The sequence below is a fragment of the Candidatus Borkfalkia ceftriaxoniphila genome, assembly GCF_004134775.1.
GTDB classification, from domain to species: domain Bacteria; phylum Bacillota; class Clostridia; order Christensenellales; family Borkfalkiaceae; genus Borkfalkia; species Borkfalkia ceftriaxoniphila.
This window is the reverse complement of record NZ_SDOZ01000002.1, coordinates 680806-699434: the sequence shown is the minus strand read 5'-3', so window position 1 is coordinate 699434 and position 18629 is coordinate 680806. Positions and strand designations below refer to the sequence as shown.

The 18629-nt window shown below is 50.9% G+C and carries 13 protein-coding genes; 12 read left to right on the top strand and 1 reads right to left on the bottom strand.

Annotation, left to right across the window (positions count from 1 at the left end):
* The first annotated feature begins 16 nt into the window (after positions 1–16).
* From ESZ91_RS03395 to ESZ91_RS03360, 8 genes are all read left to right on the top strand, one after another.
* The gene (locus tag ESZ91_RS03395) at positions 17–1534 is read left to right on the top strand and encodes an ABC transporter substrate-binding protein (RefSeq protein ID WP_129224152.1); all 1518 of its coding nucleotides are present in this window, start codon (positions 17–19) and stop codon (positions 1532–1534) included.
* A gap of 11 nt (positions 1535–1545) precedes the next feature.
* On the top strand, positions 1546–2568 hold the full coding sequence (locus tag ESZ91_RS03390) for a carbohydrate ABC transporter permease (RefSeq protein WP_129224150.1): 1023 nt from the start codon (positions 1546–1548) through the stop codon (positions 2566–2568).
* Between the two features lies 1 nt (position 2569).
* Positions 2570–3499, top strand: a complete 930-nt coding sequence (locus ESZ91_RS03385; protein ID WP_129224148.1) for a carbohydrate ABC transporter permease — start codon at positions 2570–2572, stop codon at positions 3497–3499.
* Positions 3500–3548: 49 nt separating this feature from the next.
* Positions 3549–5777 (top strand): bacterial Ig-like domain-containing protein, encoded by a 2229-nt coding sequence (locus ESZ91_RS03380; RefSeq protein ID WP_129224146.1) that lies wholly within the window; start codon positions 3549–3551, stop codon positions 5775–5777.
* Between the two features lie 109 nt (positions 5778–5886).
* Entirely contained in the window at positions 5887–7716 is a 1830-nt protein-coding gene (locus ESZ91_RS03375; protein WP_129224144.1) for a hypothetical protein, read from the top strand.
* Positions 7713–9500 carry a hypothetical protein gene (locus ESZ91_RS03370; protein ID WP_129224142.1) on the top strand — a complete coding sequence of 596 codons (1788 nt, stop codon included), beginning with the start codon at positions 7713–7715 and terminating at the stop codon, positions 9498–9500. The genes ESZ91_RS03375 and ESZ91_RS03370 overlap by 4 nt, the downstream gene beginning before the upstream one ends.
* Positions 9501–9510: 10 nt before the next feature.
* Complete coding sequence (locus tag ESZ91_RS03365; protein ID WP_129224140.1) at positions 9511–11304, top strand: hypothetical protein; 1794 nt, start codon at positions 9511–9513, stop codon at positions 11302–11304.
* Between the two features lie 23 nt (positions 11305–11327).
* The gene (locus tag ESZ91_RS03360) at positions 11328–13124 is read left to right on the top strand and encodes a glycerophosphodiester phosphodiesterase (protein WP_129224138.1); all 1797 of its coding nucleotides are present in this window, start codon (positions 11328–11330) and stop codon (positions 13122–13124) included.
* A 73-nt stretch (positions 13125–13197) separates the two neighbouring features.
* Here ESZ91_RS03360 and ESZ91_RS03355 read toward each other — a convergent pair whose 3' ends face one another.
* Positions 13198–14025, bottom strand: coding sequence for an AraC family transcriptional regulator (locus tag ESZ91_RS03355; protein ID WP_161971028.1), 828 nt, complete (start codon positions 14023–14025; stop codon positions 13198–13200).
* 123 nt (positions 14026–14148) lie between these two features.
* Between ESZ91_RS03355 and ESZ91_RS03350 the strand changes: the two genes are divergently transcribed.
* Genes ESZ91_RS03350 through ESZ91_RS03335 form a run of 4 tightly spaced genes read left to right on the top strand, consistent with a single transcriptional unit; the run spans position 14149 to position 18626 of the window.
* Positions 14149–15390, top strand: a complete 1242-nt coding sequence (locus ESZ91_RS03350) for a trehalase family glycosidase (protein WP_129224134.1) — start codon at positions 14149–14151, stop codon at positions 15388–15390.
* A gap of 29 nt (positions 15391–15419) precedes the next feature.
* A complete protein-coding gene (locus tag ESZ91_RS03345) occupies positions 15420–16820 on the top strand; it encodes an ABC transporter substrate-binding protein (protein ID WP_129224132.1) in 1401 nt (466 codons plus the stop codon).
* 20 nt (positions 16821–16840) lie between these two features.
* Positions 16841–17749: a carbohydrate ABC transporter permease gene (locus ESZ91_RS03340; protein WP_129224130.1), complete on the top strand. Its 909-nt coding sequence runs from the start codon at positions 16841–16843 to the stop codon at positions 17747–17749.
* A 1-nt stretch (position 17750) separates the two neighbouring features.
* Positions 17751–18626: a carbohydrate ABC transporter permease gene (locus tag ESZ91_RS03335; protein WP_161971027.1), complete on the top strand. Its 876-nt coding sequence runs from the start codon at positions 17751–17753 to the stop codon at positions 18624–18626.
* Positions 18627–18629: the final 3 nt, after the last annotated feature.

Below are 18629 nucleotides of genomic sequence, written 5' to 3'. Positions count from 1 at the left end.
AAACGGAGGAATTTACATGAAAAAAATCATATGTTTGTTGTTTGCTTTGGTTTTTTCCTGTTCGGTCGTCATGCTGGCGGCATGTAACCGCGGCGTGGAAAAATTGCCTGAACAGAACGAGGATGATATCGATTATTCGCAATTCGACGAAAATACCACAGCCAGGCTGAAAATATCCATCCAGTCGTACGATAACGAAGAAGCGCTCATCCGTTCCGTTGCGGAGGTGTTCCAAAAAAAATATCCGAACGTGACGATCGACATTGACCGCATGAGCGGCGAGTTGACGTCCACGCTCATGTCCTACTACAACGCGGAGGCGGCAGCGCCCGGTACCATGCCGGATATCTGGTTTTCAACCTCCTTCAATATGCTCGCGCTTTCCAAAAACGAGATCATGCTCAACCTCGATCCCTATCTGAACGCGGCGACCAAACAGGGGTTGTTCGATGTGAACGACTATGTGGCAGAATACTGGACGCTGGGCAAAAACAGTTTTAAGGACGAACAACTCATGATCCCGCGCAGCGCGGACAGAGTCGTGGTACATACCAACGTGGAGATCATCAAAAAGGCGCAGGCATGGTGCACGGCACAGCGTGTGACCGACGCCGACTTTTTGGCGGGCGCGGTGGGGCAGTCGCAGTGGATCACCGAAGATTATATCAAGGATCCGAGCGCCGCGGTCGACCTTTCCGCGCGCATGTACAACGGCTGGACCTGGGAGGATTACCTCTATGTTCTGTACTGGTGCCGCAGATATTACGATGCGCAGGGACTGACCGCCGCTAAGGGCAATTATCTTGTGGACGCATATCTGAATTGGGAAGCAAATTACAACCCGATTTTTGAAGCGATGGGCGTGACCTATTTCAACGAGGACGGCTCTTTCAATACCGATGAGGCCAACTGGCAGAAAGCCATGGATATGATCAAATTTTTGATAGAACAGGGCTTTTCCGCGCCTTTCTCGGGCGGCAGCGCCGGATTTACGGGCGGAAAGGGAGTATTCCTCATCCATTCGCAGGCCATGGCGATCACGCTGAACAAATTGCAGGCGCTCGACCAATACGCGAACGTGGAGGATTTTTCGGAAGTGTTCGACATCTACACATTCCCGCTCATCGAATATAACAACACGCCCAAGATCGGCGCGGGCATCGCGGGTTACAGCGTGTACAGAAACAGTGCCAACCGCGAACTTGCGGTTTTGTTCCTGCTCGACGTTATCAGCGCGGCGGGGCAGTCCGCTATGTCCGACGCGGGCATCAATTATCCTTCCATCCGCAAGGATATGCAGAATACCGAAGCACCCTGGGCTGCCGCCTACGCGGATTATAACATGGAGGCTTATATCTGGGGACTGGAATACACCTGCGCGACCGATTACTTCCTTGCGCATGAACCCGAATATGCGAGCGACATCATGGAAGCGGTACAGACGATGATCTCCTCCTATTGCGACGGTCAGAAAAGTTTGCAGGTCGTCATGCAGAATTGCCACGACGACATCGAATACTATCTGATGTTCTGAGGAGCGGATCGATGAAATTTACTTTGAACGAATCGGCGGAGGGGAACGCGGCGGGCGTGCCGCTCGCCGCCCCCGGATCCGAAGAAAGCGCCGTACGGGCGAACGGGAAAAAACCATCCTCTTCCAAGCGCTTTTGGGAAAAACCCGCCGTGCGCGAAGAATTCTTCGGTTATCTGTTTGCGTTGCCCGTAATCCTGGGGCTGATCATCTTCACGTTTATTCCCGCCGTGCAGGGATTCGTGTATGCTTTTTTCAACTACAACGGATTTACCGAAATGGAATTCGTGGGGCTGAAAAACTTTGTCACCTTCTTTACGCTCGACAGGGATATGCCGTACCTGTTCCGCAACACGTTCACATTCGCGATCATCAACGTGCCGCTCTCGATGGTATTGGGTTACGTGATCGCGCTGCTCGTGAACACTTCCATGAAAGGCGTGCGCGTATTCCGCACGATCTTTTATCTGCCCTGCGTGATTCCGGGCGTCGCGTCGGCACTTTTATGGCAGGACCTCTTTGCCGTGAACGGCGGCATCATGAACCAGATTCTTTCTTCGCTGGGCTTGCCGACGGGGACCTTTTTCGACGAGGCGTCCTCTTCGATGGCGACGTTCATCTGGACGACCACCTGGTCGGCGGGCGGCAGTATGGTCATATGGCTGGCGGCGTTCAAAAACGTGCCCACCCAACTGTACGAGGCTGCGACGCTCGACGGCGCGGACTATATGCAGAAGGTCTTTTACGTGACCATCCCCATGAGCACGCCCATGATCTTCTACAACCTCATCAACGGCATCATCGGCTCGCTGCAAATGTTCAATACCTTTATCGTCGCGTCGAATACGGGCGGCAGAGGAATCGATAATTCGCTCTATATGTTCGCGGTCAAAATTTACAGAACGGCGTTCGTCGGAACGAATACGCAACTCGGCTATGCCTCGGCGGTCGGCATCGTGCTGTTTGTAATCATTCTCATTCTGACCGCGGTGGCTTTTATGACGAACAAATGGGTACATTATTCGGAGGACGACTGATATGAGACAGGAAGAAGTACTGCAATCGATATCGGAAATCCGCAAAAAGAAGCGCGGCGCGCGCTGGTACGTATTCCGCTGTCTGTATCTCATCGCGCTCGTGCTGGTCGGCGTCTATCTTATATTCCCGTTTTTATATATGGTAATGCGTTCGATCATGAACTACGGAGATGCGGTGAATACCAACCCCGTCTATTTCTTTCCGCATTCGGGCGTCACTTTCGAAAATTTTATTTCCATGTTTACCAACAGTTCGGACAATCCGTACACGCAGCAGGGATATTCGTATCTTCACTATCTGTGGAATACCATGAAGATCGCGCTCTTTAACATGATCGCCGTGCCGCTTTCGGGCTCGCTGTGCGCCTATTCCTTTTCCCGCATCCGCTGGAAAAGCAAAAATATAATTTTTGCCGTGATGATGGCGTCGGTCATGATCCCGGGCTCGGTGCTCACGGTCCCCCAGTACGTGCTCTTTGCGAGCATGGGCTGGACGGAATCGGCATTGCCTCTGACCATTCCAACCCTGTTCGGCGGCGGCGCGATGAATATTTTTCTGATGGTGCAGTTTATGCGCAATATTCCGTATGAGATCGAAAACGCCGCAAAAATAGACGGCGCGAACGTATTTCAGCGCTATCTGCTCATTACCATTCCGCTGTGCGTGCCCATACTCATCTATATCATTATCGGCACGTTCAACAGCGTATGGGGCGATTTTACCGGCCCGCTCGTCTACTTGAAGGAACGCTCGCAATGGACGCTCGCGGTCGCGATCTACTATGATTCCACGTCGCTTGCGGAGGGCATGGATATGCCCAACGTGCGTATGGCGATCTGTACTTTTATTTCCCTCGTGCCCGCGATCATTTTCTTCTTCTATCAGAAGACGCTGATCGAAGGTATACAGATGGGAGCGATCAAGGGATAAACGGCTATGGCTGTTTTCTATAAAAATTATTAAATCGGGAGGAAACAACATGACAAAGGTGAGATCGGCAGTCGTCTGGTTACTCGGCGTGCTGCTGGCAGTTTCGCTGATCTGCGCGGTCACGACCGTGCACAGGGCATCGGCTGCGGAGGAGCAGACGGCAGACAATACATATCTGATACCGATAGACGGTTATGCCGGAACGGATAGAAAGGCAAAGGACGGCGGCTTGTCGCTTTGGTTTACCACCAATTTCGGACGGGGTAAAGAAGGCGTCTGGCAGGGGCTGGCGGAGTACAGCATTTCTAACGAGTGGTCGCCGATCGGCTGCGACGATGCGACGAAACTCGTCATACTGCAGGACGTGTGCGACCATATCCTCATTAACGGAAAGACCATGCAGGAACTGATGACCACGGAGGAGAATCCTGAGCCGGAGATCTCGATCGGTAAGAGCGGCACGGCGGTCACGCGCGTCGTATTCGGCTATTACGGAGAAGGACTGATCTGTCTTCGCTTTCATATGGACGCGGGCGAGATCCTCTCGGTCGACGACGTCGACACGGTCACCATCCGCCAGGGCTTCCAGTGGTACAACAAGGATGGCAACAAAGTGGGCACGGGGACCGATCAGGATTACACGATGTATTTCGATAAAGCAAACGATCAGTTCGTGCGCCAACTGAAACAGACGGACGAAGGGGAGATCGACCCTTCCTCGGTCACGATGGCTTCCGGTCCTGAAAAGACGCTGTACTTCAAGGGAGATACGTTCAATAAGGAAGGGCTTTCTTTCAATGTGACCTATCAGGATAAGGATGCGAGCGGCAAAAACCGTACGGGAATTGTGTCCGCGGATAAAGTCATCGTGGGCGCGTATGACTTCAACGGCGATACTGCCGGTAAAGTCAAAGTTGCCGTATCCGTGCAGGGATATACGTACGAATTGGAAGTGGATTATAATCCTTTGCAGATCGATCTGGAAAAAGTTTCTCAGATCGAAGTGGACGGACTGAAATCGAGTTACGTAATGGGCACGGATCAGGTGACGGGGCTGACGCTCAAAAACGTGCCGTATTCCGACGGGACGAGCGGCGAGGTTGTGCTCACCGACGAGAACATCAATGCGCCCATCGTCTATGAAGGCACCTGCAAGGGGCTCATCAATTATCTGAACCTCGAAAATTTTGTTTTTGAATATACGGTCGAAAATCAGAAGGATATTCCCATCGAACTGAAAATCGACACGTCGAACTATCCTATTTTCCAGGCGACGGTCAATAACCGCCTCGGCTTTAAGGTTTCCGTTCCCGGAAGCACGGTTTCCAGAAAGGCGATCGAAAACGTGCAACTGGCGACCTGGCTGGACAAGGACGGCAAAAAGGTGCAAATCGGAGACTTTATTTATATCAACGGCGTCAGTTATACGCAGCTCGCCAGCGAATACAAGATCCGTAAGATCCTCGCCTACGGCGATACGCTTCTGTTTGACGTGTATACCAATAAGAGTGAAGTAACGGAGGATAAGATCCCCGCCGAATTTGTCGACAGCGAAACGGGTATGCCCAAAGGGTATCTCACCTACGATACCATCCGCACCATCGAACTTAAACCCGGCTTTGCGTATGTGACTGCTCCAAAAGATTCGTGGGGGCTGGGCACTTCTCAGAAAGACAGCGCCGACTATTTCCCCGTGCCCGGAGGGTATCTGAAAGAAAGCGTTCTGCTGGTGCGCTATCCCGCGACCAGTTCTTTGACGAGATGGATGCGTCCGCTCGCCACCAAGGAGGCGGACGGCACCGCGACCACGGCCGAACAGATGACGAACGCCGTTTTGGCGATCGAGGAAGCCGATTATACGAGAGCGACGCTCGATGCCCTTTTCAACAACGTAACGGACGACGCGGCAAAGATCACCGCGGCGGGCATCACGGAATTTGAAGTGGGCGACGACTATTCTGCGGAAGGATTGCAGGTGACTGCCAAGTACGTGGACGGCGGCTCCGAGATCCTCACCTTCAACGACGCGGCGATCCAGGGCTTTGACAGCGAAGTGGCCGGCACGTGCGAATGCTATGTGACGGTGAATAACGTGCGACTCACCTTTACGGTGACGATCAAGGCGAAGGAGGATAACCCCGATCCCACGCCTACGCCCGACGATCCCGAAACGCCCGAAAAGGGCTGCGGCTCGATGATCGGCGCGGGTACCGCACTCGGGCTTTCCGTCCTGATCCTTGCGGGCGCGGCAATCGCGATCAGAAAGAAAAAGGCTTAATGCGGCGCGTCGGCGCTTGACGAAGGCGGTTTAGACGAATGTGCCCCGCACCCGTTTTGCGGGCGCGGGGCACGCTTATTACAAAAATAATTATCTAAGGGAGGTCACAATGAGAAAAAGCGCGGATAAAATTGTGCGCGTGCTTGCCTTTCTCATCGCAATGCTTATGGCAATCGGTCTTTTCGGATGTTCGGCAAACGCCGTGGACGAAAGCGACAAAAAGGACGACGTCCGCGATCTGAATGAATTTGAATATACGGCGCTCAATCTCGGCGCCTCGGACGATTACGATCGTTCGTTTACGGCGTGCGATACAGAGAATCGTTCCCGCTATGTGGGGATATTTTTCTTTCTCACACTCGGCTATCACTCCAACCACAGCGGCATTTACGATATTTCCAAAATCACCGATTACGGCAGGGATATCGACGCGTTTTTCTCGAACACGGAGGATTCTCCCGTCGGCGCGGCGCATTTCTGGGGCGAACCCATATGGGGATATTACCGTTCGGACGATCCGTGGGTGATCACCAAACAGGTGGAGATGCTCACCATGGCGGGGCTGGATTTCATCGCATTGGACGTTTCGAATATGGTGCTCTACGAAAATACCGTGGATACCTTGCTGGAAATTTTGCTGCGCTTTCAGGAGCAGGGTTGGAGCGTACCCAAAGTGTGGTTCTACTGCAACCAGCAGAGCGCCGAGACGATGGACGACAAGGAAGTTATCAAAAAGGTCTACGAGCGCTGGTACACGCAGGAAAGGTTTGCGGATCTATGGTTTGCGCCCAACGGCAAGCCGCTCATCACCAAAGGGTGGAATACCGTTTGGAACGAAAACGACCAACTCGAAAAGACCATTTCGGAAACGTTTGAATTCCGCCTGCGCCAATGGCCCACCGAAGCGTTCAACGATAACGGCATCCCGTGGATCGAATTCACGTATCCGCAGCCCGTTCATAACGGCTGGATGAACGTTTCCGTCGCCCAGCACGCGAACACCGTCGCATTCAGCGACCGCGAGAAGAACTGGGGCAGAGGCTACGACTTCGCGACGGGAAAGAACGACGACGAACATTTCCGCGAAGGCATCAATTTCAAGCAACAGTGGGATACCGTTTACGGGGCGGGGGACAGCGTACAGTACGTGTTCATCACAGGCTGGAACGAATGGGTCGCCGAGAAAATGATCTACAACGGCCGCATCCAGACGGTCGATCAGTTCGACGAGGAATATTCCCGCGATATCGAGCCGTGCGTCAACGGTTTCGGCGACAATGTTTATATGCAGATGATACAGAATATCCGCAAGTGGAAGTATTCTGACGGCGTCGCTTATAAAAATCCATCGGTGACCATCGACGTTTCGTCGTTCGACACGGCGCAGTGGAGGGACGTCAAGACGGTCTACCGCGATTTCGAGGGCGATGCAATCCCGCGCGATTGGTATTCTTTCGACGGCTCGTTCTCGTACGTGGACGATTCCGCCCGCAACGACATCGTGCGCACGTCGGTGTGCCGCGACGCGACATATCTGTATTTCCGCGTAGAAACGAAGGACGAGATCACGCAGCGCGCCGAAAACGATACGAAATGGATGAATCTAATGATCAAGACGGGGTCGGACGGTTCTGCGGGTATTTTCGGCTATGAATATTTCATCAACCGCAATGTGGACGGGAACAAAACGAGCGTACAGAAATACGACGGGAAAACGTACAAGGATATCGGCACGGGCGACGTATATGTGCGGGGCAACGTCATGCAGGTACGCGTGAAACTGTCCGATCTGGGGCTTGATGCGAACGATTATCAGATGGAGTTCAAGGTGACGGACAATATAAAAAAAGTGAACGACGTGCTTTCCTACTATTCCACGGGCGATTCCGCCCCCATGGGCAGGATGGGGTATGTATTCGGTTACGGAGGGCGCAAATGAAAATAAAAAAATCCGTTGCTCTGTTGCTTGCGGCTGCGCTGGCGCTCATGTGTCTTGTCGCCTGCGGCAAAAAGAGTTCCGTCGTCCGCGAGAAGGATACGCGCGAACTTTCCGCGCAGGAATATACGCTCTTGAACCTTTCGGGAACGGACGCGCTCGGCAGAACGTTTTTGCCGGCGGACGAAGAGAATAAGGAACTGTACGTGGGAATGTTCTTCTATCTCACGCTCGGTTACCATGCCAATCATTCGGGCATTTACGATGTGTCGAAAATCACAAATTACGGCAAAGATATGGATGCATTCTATACCGCGAACAACGATTCTTCGCCTGTAGGTGCGGCGCATTTCTGGGGCGAGCCCGTATGGGGGTACTATCGCTCGGACGACGAGTGGGTGATCCGCAAGCAGGTGGAGATGCTGACCATGGCGGGCGTCGACTTCCTCTGTTTCGATACGACCAACGCAGTGCTCTATCTGGATACGGTCAACGTCATTTTAAAAGTCTTGCAGGAATACTACGACGCGGGCTGGGATGTGCCCAAATTCATGTTTTACGTCGCCGCGAACGACAAAGGCTGTATCAGAACGCTGTATGAAACTTATTATTCGCAGGGACTATACCGCGATCTGTGGTTCGCGCCTGCGGGCAAGCCGCTTATCACGCAGATGTATTCGACTGTGTGGGATACGGACGACGTGACGGAAAAAGCAATATCCGAACTGTTTGAATTCCGTTACCGCCAGTGGCCGACGGAAAGTTTCTTGCGCCAAGGCTGGTCGTGGATCGAGTTCGAATATCCCCAGCCCATCCATACGGACATGGTCAGCGTGTCTTCCGCACAGCACACCAATCTGAAATTTTCCGATACCTCGGACAACCGCGGCAAGGGGTTTGACCTTTCGACCATGAAAAACGATCCCTCCAAGGTGGCGGAGGGGGCGAATTACGCGTCGCAGTGGGAGCGCGTGCTTTCGGGCGACAATCATGATAGGATCAAGTACGTGATGCTCACGCAGTGGAACGAATGGGTCGCGGAAAAATCCTGGGATCAGAACCAAAACCGCGCCTATATGGTGGACGGGTTCAATCAGGAATACAACCGCGATATGGAGCCCGTCAAAAACGGCTACGGCGACAATTATTATATGCAGACCATTCAGAACGTCCGCAAATGGAAATACAGCGAGGCGAAACACTACGAATACGCCGAGAAGAGCGTGGATATTACTTCCTTTGAGGAGAGCGCGTGGGAGTCCGCCGCCGTTTATCTGGACTTTACGGGCGAGTGCACAGAGCGCAATCATCCGGCTTTTGACGGCTCGTTTTCTTATACGGATACGTCCGATCGCAACGACATCGCCTCCGTCCGTGTGCTGCACGATTCTAAATACGTTTATTTTCGTGTGCAGACGGATGAGAATGTTACCGCTTATCAGAGCGGCGATACGGGTTGGATGAATATCCTTATACAGTCGGGCGAAACAGGAGAATCGTTCATGGGCTACCGATACGCGATCAACCGCACGGTAGAAGGCGATCGGACGAGCGTGTGCCGCTATGAAAACGGCGCGTGGAAAAAGATATCGGAGGGAAATATCCGTGTAAGCGGCAATACCGTGCAGGTGCGCGTAAAACTGTCGGATCTGGGGCTGAACGCATCGGATTTTTCCATACGATTCAAGGTAACGGACAATATCAAGAATGAGGAAGATCCGCTGTCGTTCTTCACGACGGGGGATGCCGCACCCATCGGCAGGCTTTCCTATACTTACGGATATTGAGGAGAAAACAGTGAATAAATTGTTAAAGATCGCAAGTTTTGTGATGACCGCAGCGCTCGCGCTGAGCGCGCTTTCCGGCTGCAAGGGGGCGGATTCCGTGACGCGCGTTGCAGATTCCCGCACACTCACCGCGCAGGAATATACGGCGCTCAATCTTTCGGGTACGGACGCGCTCGGCAGAACGTTTTTTTCCGCGGACAGCGAAAACGACGAGTTGTACGTGGGGATGTTCTATTTTCTGTGGTTGGGGCAGCATTCTGGCGAGCAGAACGGTATTTACGATATCAGCGAGATCACCGACGAAGGAAAGGATCTCGATGCGTTTTATTATACGAATAATGCCGACTCTCCGCTGGATAAGTATCATTTTTGGGACGAACCCATCTGGGGTTATTATCAGTCCGACGACGAATGGGTGATCCGTAAGCAGGTGGAAATGCTCACCATGGCGGGCGTGGATTATCTCTATTTCGATACGACCAACGGCGCGCTGTACGACGGTGTGACGAGCGTTCTGTTCGAAGTTTTGCAGGAATATTACGACGCAGGCTGGGACGTGCCCAAGTTCATGTACTACATCGCCGCGAACGACAAAAATTGTATCAAGCAACTGTACGAAAATATTTATTCCGTGGGAAAATACAGCGATTTGTGGTTCGCGCCCGACGGGAAACCGCTCATCACGGTGATGGCTTCGACCACCTGGGATCAAAACGACGCCACGGAAAAGGCGATCTCCGAGTTTTTCGATTTCAGACTGCGGCAATGGCCGACCGAAAGTTTTTTGCGTGAGGGCTGGCCATGGATCGAATTCGAATATCCGCAGCCCCTGCATACGGACGCCGTCAATGTATCCGTCGCGCAGCATACTTCCGTCAAGATGAGCGAGCGAACAGCCAACAGAGGGCGCGGGTTTGATCTTTCGACCATGAAAAACGATCCGTCCAAGGTGGCGGAGGGGGCGAATTACGCGTCGCAGTGGGAGCGCGTGCTTTCAGGCGAAAACAACGAAAGGATCCGTTTCGTGAACCTCACGGGCTGGAACGAATGGATTGCCCTCAAACTGAGTGATTCTTCCGACCGATATTTCATGGTCGATCAGTTCGATTACGAGTATTCGAGAGATCTCGAGCCCATGAAAGGGGGCTACGGGGACAACTATTATATGCAGACCATCCAGAATATCCGCAAATGGAAGTACAGCGAAGCAAAACATTATAAGTACGAGCAAAAGACCGTGGATGTTTCCTCCTTCGACGAAAGCGCGTGGGAGTCCGCCGCCGCTTATCTGGATTTTACGGGAGAGTGCATCGGGCGCGATCACCCCGCGTTCGGCGGTGCTTTCAATTATATCGACGATACCGATCGTAACGACATCGCCTCCGTCCGTGTGCTGCACGATTCCAAATATGCGTATTTCCGCGTGGAAACGGTCGCGGATATAACCGCTTACGAGAGCGGCGATACCGGCTGGATGAACATTCTCTTGCAGACAGGCGGCGGAAACAATCATTTTATGGGCTATCAGTATGCACTCAACAAGAATGTGAACGGCAATTCGGGCAGCGTGAGCCGCTATACGGCCGACGGAAAATGGGAATCTTTTTCCAACTGCGACGTATACGTACAGGGCAACGTCATGCAGGTGCGCGTGAAATTATCCGACATCGGGCTGAGCGCAAAAAATTTTTGTATGCAGTTCAAAGTGACCGATAACGTGAAAAAGGCGAGCGACGCCGCGTCCTATTATACGACGGGCGATTCTGCACCCATCGGCAGGCTTTCTTATACGTACGGTTATTGAATACGGGAAAGGGTAAATATGCGATGAAAAAAGTTTATGGTTGGCTGGCGGGAATTTTGCTGGCGGCGATGGTCTGCGGTGCAGTTTCGGCATTTGCCGAGGAAAGCGGGGCACAGGCGGGGTTCGTCAATAACGTGCAGGTTTTGCAGGAGATACGAAACGAGGCGCAGTGGCAGGCGCTGCCCGAAAGCGATGTCGATATCGCGCTCGTCAAGATCGACGGCGACGGCAAATTATCTGTCGGCAACGAAAAAGCGGATTTCCGTCTTTCCTCGTTCGGAAATGCGATCCCTGCCCTCTATGTATCGGACGAGGCTGCCGCCGCTGCGGCGGTCACCGTCCTGACGGAAAGTGCTCCCTACGCGTTCGTCGTTTCCGATCGGCCTGCGCTGGTGAAGAGCGTGCGCGCGTCCTGTACGACCGCCAACGGCATCGTGGACTTCCGCGGAAGGAGCGCGACGGTCGCAGAGATCCAGGCGGAGGTCAACGGCAATGCGGCTAAATCCGCACTCGTCTCCTATGCGCAACTGGGCGCGGAGGAAATACAGACCGTACGCAAACTTTTCATCAACGTATATACAGAGGCGGAAGGGGAAGAGCAGTGCATCGCTGCGCTTTCGGCGGGTGCAGACGGCGTTTTGTGTGCGCAGACATCTGCGATCCTTCAGGCGCTTGCGCCTGAAGGCGAAGATCCCGCTATCTATGCGCCCCGCCCCTTCGTCGTTTCTCATCGCGGAAATTCGCAGGCGGTGCGCGGGCTGTACGGGAACTATTACGAAAATACCGTGGAGGCGGCGCGCGCGGCATACGACCAATACCGCCCCGATTTCGTGGAGATCGACTTGTATCTCTCTTCGGATGGCTACGTCGTCATCAGTCACGATCCTTCCCTCGACAGAATGACGAACGGCACGGGCAATATCGAATCGATGACGCTCGACGAGATCCGTCGCTATAAGGTCGACGGAGGGCTTGGAGATTCGGCGCAGTATCTGGATGAGATCCCCACGCTTGACGACTATTTTGAAGAGTTCAAGGACGACGATCTGTTTTTCCTTCTGGAGATAAAATCGGCAAAGCCCGAATGCGTCGATGCGGCCGTATATGCCATCAAAAAATACGGTATGGAGCAGAGGGTAAACTTTATTTCCTTTGATGCGGCGCAACTCTCCTATGCCGCGGCTGCAGCCCCCGATCTTTCCGTGAGTTTTCTCACTAACGGTTATGAATACAACGTAACGAGCGAAACTTTCGAACAGGACGTGATGGACATCATAAATCCTCTCAATGCGTCGCTGTCGCCCAACTGGGAGCGCATGACGGATGAGGGAGTAAAAAATCTGAATCGTTACGGGATCAAGGTGAACGCTTGGACTTTGAATATGGAAGCGGCTTTTTTCCGTGAGATTAAAAATATCGGCTATGCGACTTACACGACTGATTTTTGCAACTGGATGGAAAAGCAGCCATATACGCTGCGGCCTAACGAAACGGAGATCGCGGCCGCGCCCGATGAGCGCTTTGCTTTGACGGCCGATCTGATTTTGTGGAACGGGCAGGAGCAAGCAGATGTCGAGGTGACCGCTCTGTACGTTTCGCCGAATATTCAAAAAGACGGCGATCGTTATTTCATAACGGAAGGGGAGGGCGTCATCGTTCTTCTCTATGAGGGTAAATGGTTTTCTTTGCTCTCCGAACCGATCGTCGTACGCGCACAGGAAAATCCCGCAGGCTGCGGCTCCTTTTTACAGGGCGATGCCCTGTCGGTTTCTGTTTTATGTTTCGCGGCAGTTTGCTGTTTCATAACAAAAAAGAAATAATTTAACCCCCGCATTCGACTGAATGCGGGGGTTGTCTGTTTATTTCTGTATAACCACGAACTATACGAATTGATTATAAAATAAATTTATTCGCTTTGTAAGCGCTGGCGGTAATGCCCGTTACGTCTTTGAATGCGCGTTGAAAGGTGCGCATATTCGTAAAACCGTGTTTCGTGGCAAGTTCCGTGAGCGTTTTATTATTTTTATCTTCCAAAATTTTTAAAATCCGTATTTTATTCAGATACTTAGTGAGAGAAGAATCTAAAATTTTTTGACAGATCCTCGAAAAATAATATTTGCTGTAGCCGAAATGATCGGCTAAACTGTCGAGGGACAGATCTTCGCTGTAATGTTCGTCGAGATAAATTAAAATATTTTTAGTAAGGTTTTCATCTTTTTCGTCGTTACGTTTCACAAAGGGAATACTCCGAAGTACGATGCCCATGATCGTTGCAAGGCACCCGAGAATAAACGCTTCGTCCGCATGGGAATAATGGGTGGTCAAATAAAGCGGTTCATCGATATTATAGGTATGCTTTTGCATGAGCCGGATCAGGCAGAGCATTTCGTCACACGCTTCGGTATCGGTCAGAAAGTTTGCGGCGAGTTTCATACGCTTGGTGCGTTCTTTATAAGCAGGACAGAGGGAAACGGGTATTACGATGGAAATAGAGCGCAACTGTTGCGGATTCGTATAACTGTGTGTATCGAAACTGTCGATCACGGCCACCTCTCCTTCCTGCATCAATTTACTCTTGCCGTTTACGGTGACAAGCAAGCCGCTTTCCAGTACATACAAGATCTCCACATGCCTGTGAAAGTGCGGCTGACAAAAATTTTTATTTTCACTGATATACAATCTTTCGATCGATTCTCGGTATTTTTCAAAGGTTTCGTACATATCAACCTCGCAATACAGCAATATTTGTCGCATATCTGACGAAATATGTATTGAAATATGATTTTTTATCAAGTATAATGATAGCAGAAACAGGATAGAAAGTCAATACGAAGAGAGGTTTTTATGACAGTTAACGAATACATCAGAGGCAACTGGAAAAACAGTGTCCGCCCGGGAGAACCGAAGGGAATCCCTTATCCGTTCAATTCTCCTTCCTGCGAGCAGACCAGCGACGTGGGTTTTGAAAATTTCTTTTATTGGGATACATATTTTATCAATTTAGGGCTGCTTTGCGACGGTATGAAAGAACAGGCGCTCAACAATATAAAAAATATGATTTTTCTGATAGATGAATACGGATATATGCCCAATGTAGCGACGGAAGGGGGGGATAACCGTTCGCAGGTCCCTTTATTTATTCCGATGTGTCACGCTTATTGGCAGGAGAGCGGCGATTTGAATTTTATCCGCGGCGCGTTTCCCGCAATGGAAAAGGAATATTCCTTTTGGATGCGTGAGCGCATGACGCCCTGCGGGTTGAATCGTTACGGCAATAACGCGGAACCCGTTACCCACAGCGATTTTTATAAAATCGTAATGCACACGCGTTTGGGCGAAGATTGCGAACAAAAAGAAAGCGATGAGATTTTAGGCTCGAATTTACTTTCCGAGGCGGAGAGCGGTTGGGATTTTACGCCCCGTTTCGGTTCGCACATCGAACATTACGCGCCTGTCGATCTGAACAGCCTTTTGTATGCGAACGAACGGATCCTTGCCTTTTTCGCTTCTTTGCTGGATCGTAAAAATACTTATCGGGAAGCGGCGGACAAACGCTTGGAACTTATGCGCAAATACTGTACCGTAAACGGCGTTTTTTATGATTACAATTTTGTGTACGGAGAATGTTCGCCGTTTGTCAGCACGGCTCTGTTGATGCCGTTTCTGTGCGGCGTTTCACAGGACAGTGCAAAAGCCGCGCAGATCTTGAAGTCGTTGGATTCCCGATACGGGATTCCTGCCACGGCAAAAACGGATGAATTCGGAAAATATCAATGGTGTTATCCCAACATATGGCCGCCATTGGAATGTTTTTCGGTCATGGCGCTCGATCGTGTGGGATTGAAAAAGGAAGCGAAACGGCAGGCTGAAAAATACATCGCGCTGGTAGACAGTTGTTGGAAGGAAACGGGCTGTCTTTGGGAAAAATACGACTGTATTTCGGGGCAGAAGGCTTTCGTGCACGAGTATAACGAATCGAAAATGCTCGGTTGGACGGCCGGTACGTATCGCGTATTCGAAAGATACCTTTCGAGCGGCAATATGATACATGTCTTTACGACCGAACAAACCCGGATCGCCATCTGAAATAAATTTTTCAAAAACAGGAGGAAAACATGAAACTTATTCGTAAAATTTTGGGCGCTGTCCTTGCCGTATCGCTCGTGGTCGTTACGGCTACCGGATGTTTGAACAAACCCGACACGATAAAGGGAAATGATTATACGTTTTCCATCACGCCGGATAAGCAGACTGAACTGACTTTGGTCGTCGCCTGCCAAGCGAGTAACGATGAGATGAATATCATCCGCAAGTTGGGAGAAGGTTTTAATAAGTACTTTCCAAAAGTAAAAATCGAAGTGCAGCCCATTTCCGGCAATGTGATCGGAACGATGATGGGATTCTTTCAAGGGAAAAAGATGCCCGATATTTTCCAGACTTCGAGTTTTGAAATGCTCAGTCTGGGCAACTCGGGCGTAACGCTCAGTTTAGATCCGTATATCGAGGCGGAGGAAGCGGCGGAAAGTTTTTCCATGGGCGATTATTACGAATCTTTTTTTAAACTCGGGCAAAGTGATTTCGACGGGGATCAATGGATGATTCCCCGCGCGGCGGATCAGGTCGTCTGCCACTATAACGCGCGGCTTTTGCGGGAAGCGGGCGTAGACGTCGATTCCGAAAATTCGCTCATCAAAAACGGTTGGACCTGGGAAGACTTTCTTACCGTGTGCCGGCAAGTACGCGCTTCGAACGCATGGAAAAACTCGGAAAGAACGTTGTTGGACGGCTATCTGAATTGGGAAGCGGTGTTTAATCCCATCATTTTATCTTGCGGCGGCGGATATTACGGGGAGAATAACGAAGTCATCATTGACAGTCAGGGAACGCGCGACGCCCTGAATCTGATGAAAGATCTTGTGGATCAAAAGATCACCTCGAAGTTTACCGGCACGCAGGCAAACTTTCAGGGCGGCGAGGGAATATTCATGTTTCATTCGCAGGCCGCTTCGATCCAAGTCCGTAATTTGCAGGGTGCATATGGTTCCGGATTCAAAGAGAGCGATTATAACGTCGTAACTTTTCCGATCATAGACGAAGAAAATCCCATGATCGGTTCGGGCGTATCCGGATACTGCGTTTCGTCCACCATCACCGAGCAGGCGCGGCGCGATATTGCATGGCAGTTTTTAAAATTTATGCTGAGCCGCGAGGGACAGAACATCATAGCCGATTGCGGAACGAATTACCCGCCGATCCGCAAGGATATGTCTGACGCGAAAGATCCCGAAAACCATTGGGGAAAAGGTTACGAAAATTATAATATGGGCGCTTTTACCTGGGCGAGCGAGAACGGCGCGATCTGTCCCACCGATTTTATTTTGGCGCACGCGGAACGTGCGGACGATCTGCAAAAAGTGATACAGACGATGATCGGCAACTACATCGATACGGGCAGAACTTTGGACTATTCGATCGATCTTGCCGAACAGCAACTGGAATACTGGCTGACGCATTAAGGCGCGTGTGGAGATAGGGTATGAAGTTGTCGATTACTAATAAAAGTCAAATCAAAACGGATATAGCGGGTTATTGCTTCGTATCTCTCGTCGTGATCGGCGTGGTCGTATTTACATTCATACCCGCGATCCAGTCTCTCGTATACAGTTTTTTCAATTACGACGGATTTTTAAAAATGGAATTTGCCGGGTTCGACAATTTCCTCTATATGTTTCAGCAGGATTACGAGATCGGAAAGGTGTTCGCCAATACTTTTATTTATGCCGCGATCACCGTACCGCTCGGATTACTGCTCGGGTATGCCTTAGCGCTTCTGGCTAACAGTAAAGTACCGGGGATTTCGGTTTTCCGCGTGTTGTTTTATCTTCCTGTGATTATCCCCGCCGTTGCGGCAGGAGTTCTTTGGAAGGACATTTTTTCTCCCGCTTACGGAATATTCAATCAGATCATAGGCGTATTCGGGTTACATTCCATGTTTTTCGAAAGCGCAAAAAGCGCGCTGCCCACATTGATCCTGACGACCGTCTGGAGTACGGGCGGAAGTATGGTGGTCTGGCTCGCATCATTCAAAAATATTCCGCAAGGCCTGTACGAAGCGGCGCGGCTGGACGGTGCAAGCCGTTTCAAACAGTTATTGTTTATCACCATTCCGATGTCAACCCCGATGATCTTTTATAATCTCGTTACGGGCATCATCGGCAGTCTGCAATGCTTTAACACATTTATCATCGCGAGCGGTTCCGGCGGAACAGGTCCCGATAATTCTCTGTACTTTATCGCCGTGAAAATTTATAACGAAGCCTTTACCCGTATCGGAATGATGGGGTATGCCTGTGCTCTCGGTTGGGTGCTCTTTATCGTTACTTTCGCACTCACGATGTTTGTTTTTAAAACCGGCGGCTGGGTACAATACGCGGAGGATATGTGATATGGACAGAGAAGGACAGATCCTCCATAATAAACTGCTTGTCCGCAAGATCGTAAATAAAGTCGTCCTATATACTTTATTGGTCGCGGTCGCCGTATTTCTGATTTTTCCCTATATATTCATGATCAACCGCAGTTTCATGACGAGCAAAGAGATCATGGGTTCGGAAATCAAATTTTTCCCCTCGGTCTGGACGGTTTCGGCGTATGTCAAGATGTTTTCACAGCAAAATTATCTGTTATATACGCTCAACACGCTCAAAGTCGTAGTCTTTAATATCATAGCCGTGCCGTTTTCCGCATCGCTCTGCGCGTATGGATTTGCAAAAATCAAATTCCGCGGAAGAAAGATCGTCTTCATGCTCGTGCTTTCGACGATCATGATCCCCGGAGCGGTCACGCAGGTGCCCTTGTACGTTCTTTTTTCAAATCTCGGCTGGACGGAAAGCGTTTTACCGCTTACGATTCCCGCTCTGTTCGGCGGCGGCGCGATCAACATTTTTTTGATGATGCAGTTTATGCGCGGCGTATCCAACGAAATCGAAGAGGCGGCGAAAATCGACGGGGCAGGATACTTGCGCAGATATTTTTACATCATGATCCCGCTCTGTCTGCCCATTCTGTTATATGTGGCGGTTGGGGCTTTCGGCAGCAACTGGTCGGATTTTTACGGACCCTTGGTTTATCTGCGCGATTCAAATAGTTATACGCTGGCGGTTGCCATCTATTACGACAGCATTACCACAAACGTAGCCATGGAGTCCGCCAATGTGCGCATGGCGGCGGGGGTATTTATGTCCATTCCGCCCGCGCTGTTGTTTTTGCTGTATCAACGTAAACTTGTGGACGGCATCCAAATGGGTGCAGTCAAAGCATAAAAG

Excerpts from the sequence above, each read along its gene's own strand:
- ESZ91_RS03395 (WP_129224152.1), top strand. The coding sequence starts at position 17 with ATGAAAAAAATCATATGTTTGTTGTTTGCTTTGGTTTTTTCCTGTTCG.
- ESZ91_RS03390 (WP_129224150.1), top strand. The coding sequence starts at position 1,546 with ATGAAATTTACTTTGAACGAATCGGCGGAGGGGAACGCGGCGGGCGTG.
- ESZ91_RS03385 (WP_129224148.1), top strand. The coding sequence starts at position 2,570 with ATGAGACAGGAAGAAGTACTGCAATCGATATCGGAAATCCGCAAAAAG.
- ESZ91_RS03380 (WP_129224146.1), top strand. The coding sequence starts at position 3,549 with ATGACAAAGGTGAGATCGGCAGTCGTCTGGTTACTCGGCGTGCTGCTG.
- ESZ91_RS03375 (WP_129224144.1), top strand. The coding sequence starts at position 5,887 with ATGAGAAAAAGCGCGGATAAAATTGTGCGCGTGCTTGCCTTTCTCATC.
- ESZ91_RS03370 (WP_129224142.1), top strand. The coding sequence starts at position 7,713 with ATGAAAATAAAAAAATCCGTTGCTCTGTTGCTTGCGGCTGCGCTGGCG.
- ESZ91_RS03360 (WP_129224138.1), top strand. The coding sequence starts at position 11,328 with ATGAAAAAAGTTTATGGTTGGCTGGCGGGAATTTTGCTGGCGGCGATG.
- ESZ91_RS03355 (WP_161971028.1), bottom strand. The coding sequence starts at position 14,025 with ATGTACGAAACCTTTGAAAAATACCGAGAATCGATCGAAAGATTGTAT.
- ESZ91_RS03350 (WP_129224134.1), top strand. The coding sequence starts at position 14,149 with ATGACAGTTAACGAATACATCAGAGGCAACTGGAAAAACAGTGTCCGC.
- ESZ91_RS03345 (WP_129224132.1), top strand. The coding sequence starts at position 15,420 with ATGAAACTTATTCGTAAAATTTTGGGCGCTGTCCTTGCCGTATCGCTC.
- ESZ91_RS03340 (WP_129224130.1), top strand. The coding sequence starts at position 16,841 with ATGAAGTTGTCGATTACTAATAAAAGTCAAATCAAAACGGATATAGCG.
- ESZ91_RS03335 (WP_161971027.1), top strand. The coding sequence starts at position 17,751 with ATGGACAGAGAAGGACAGATCCTCCATAATAAACTGCTTGTCCGCAAG.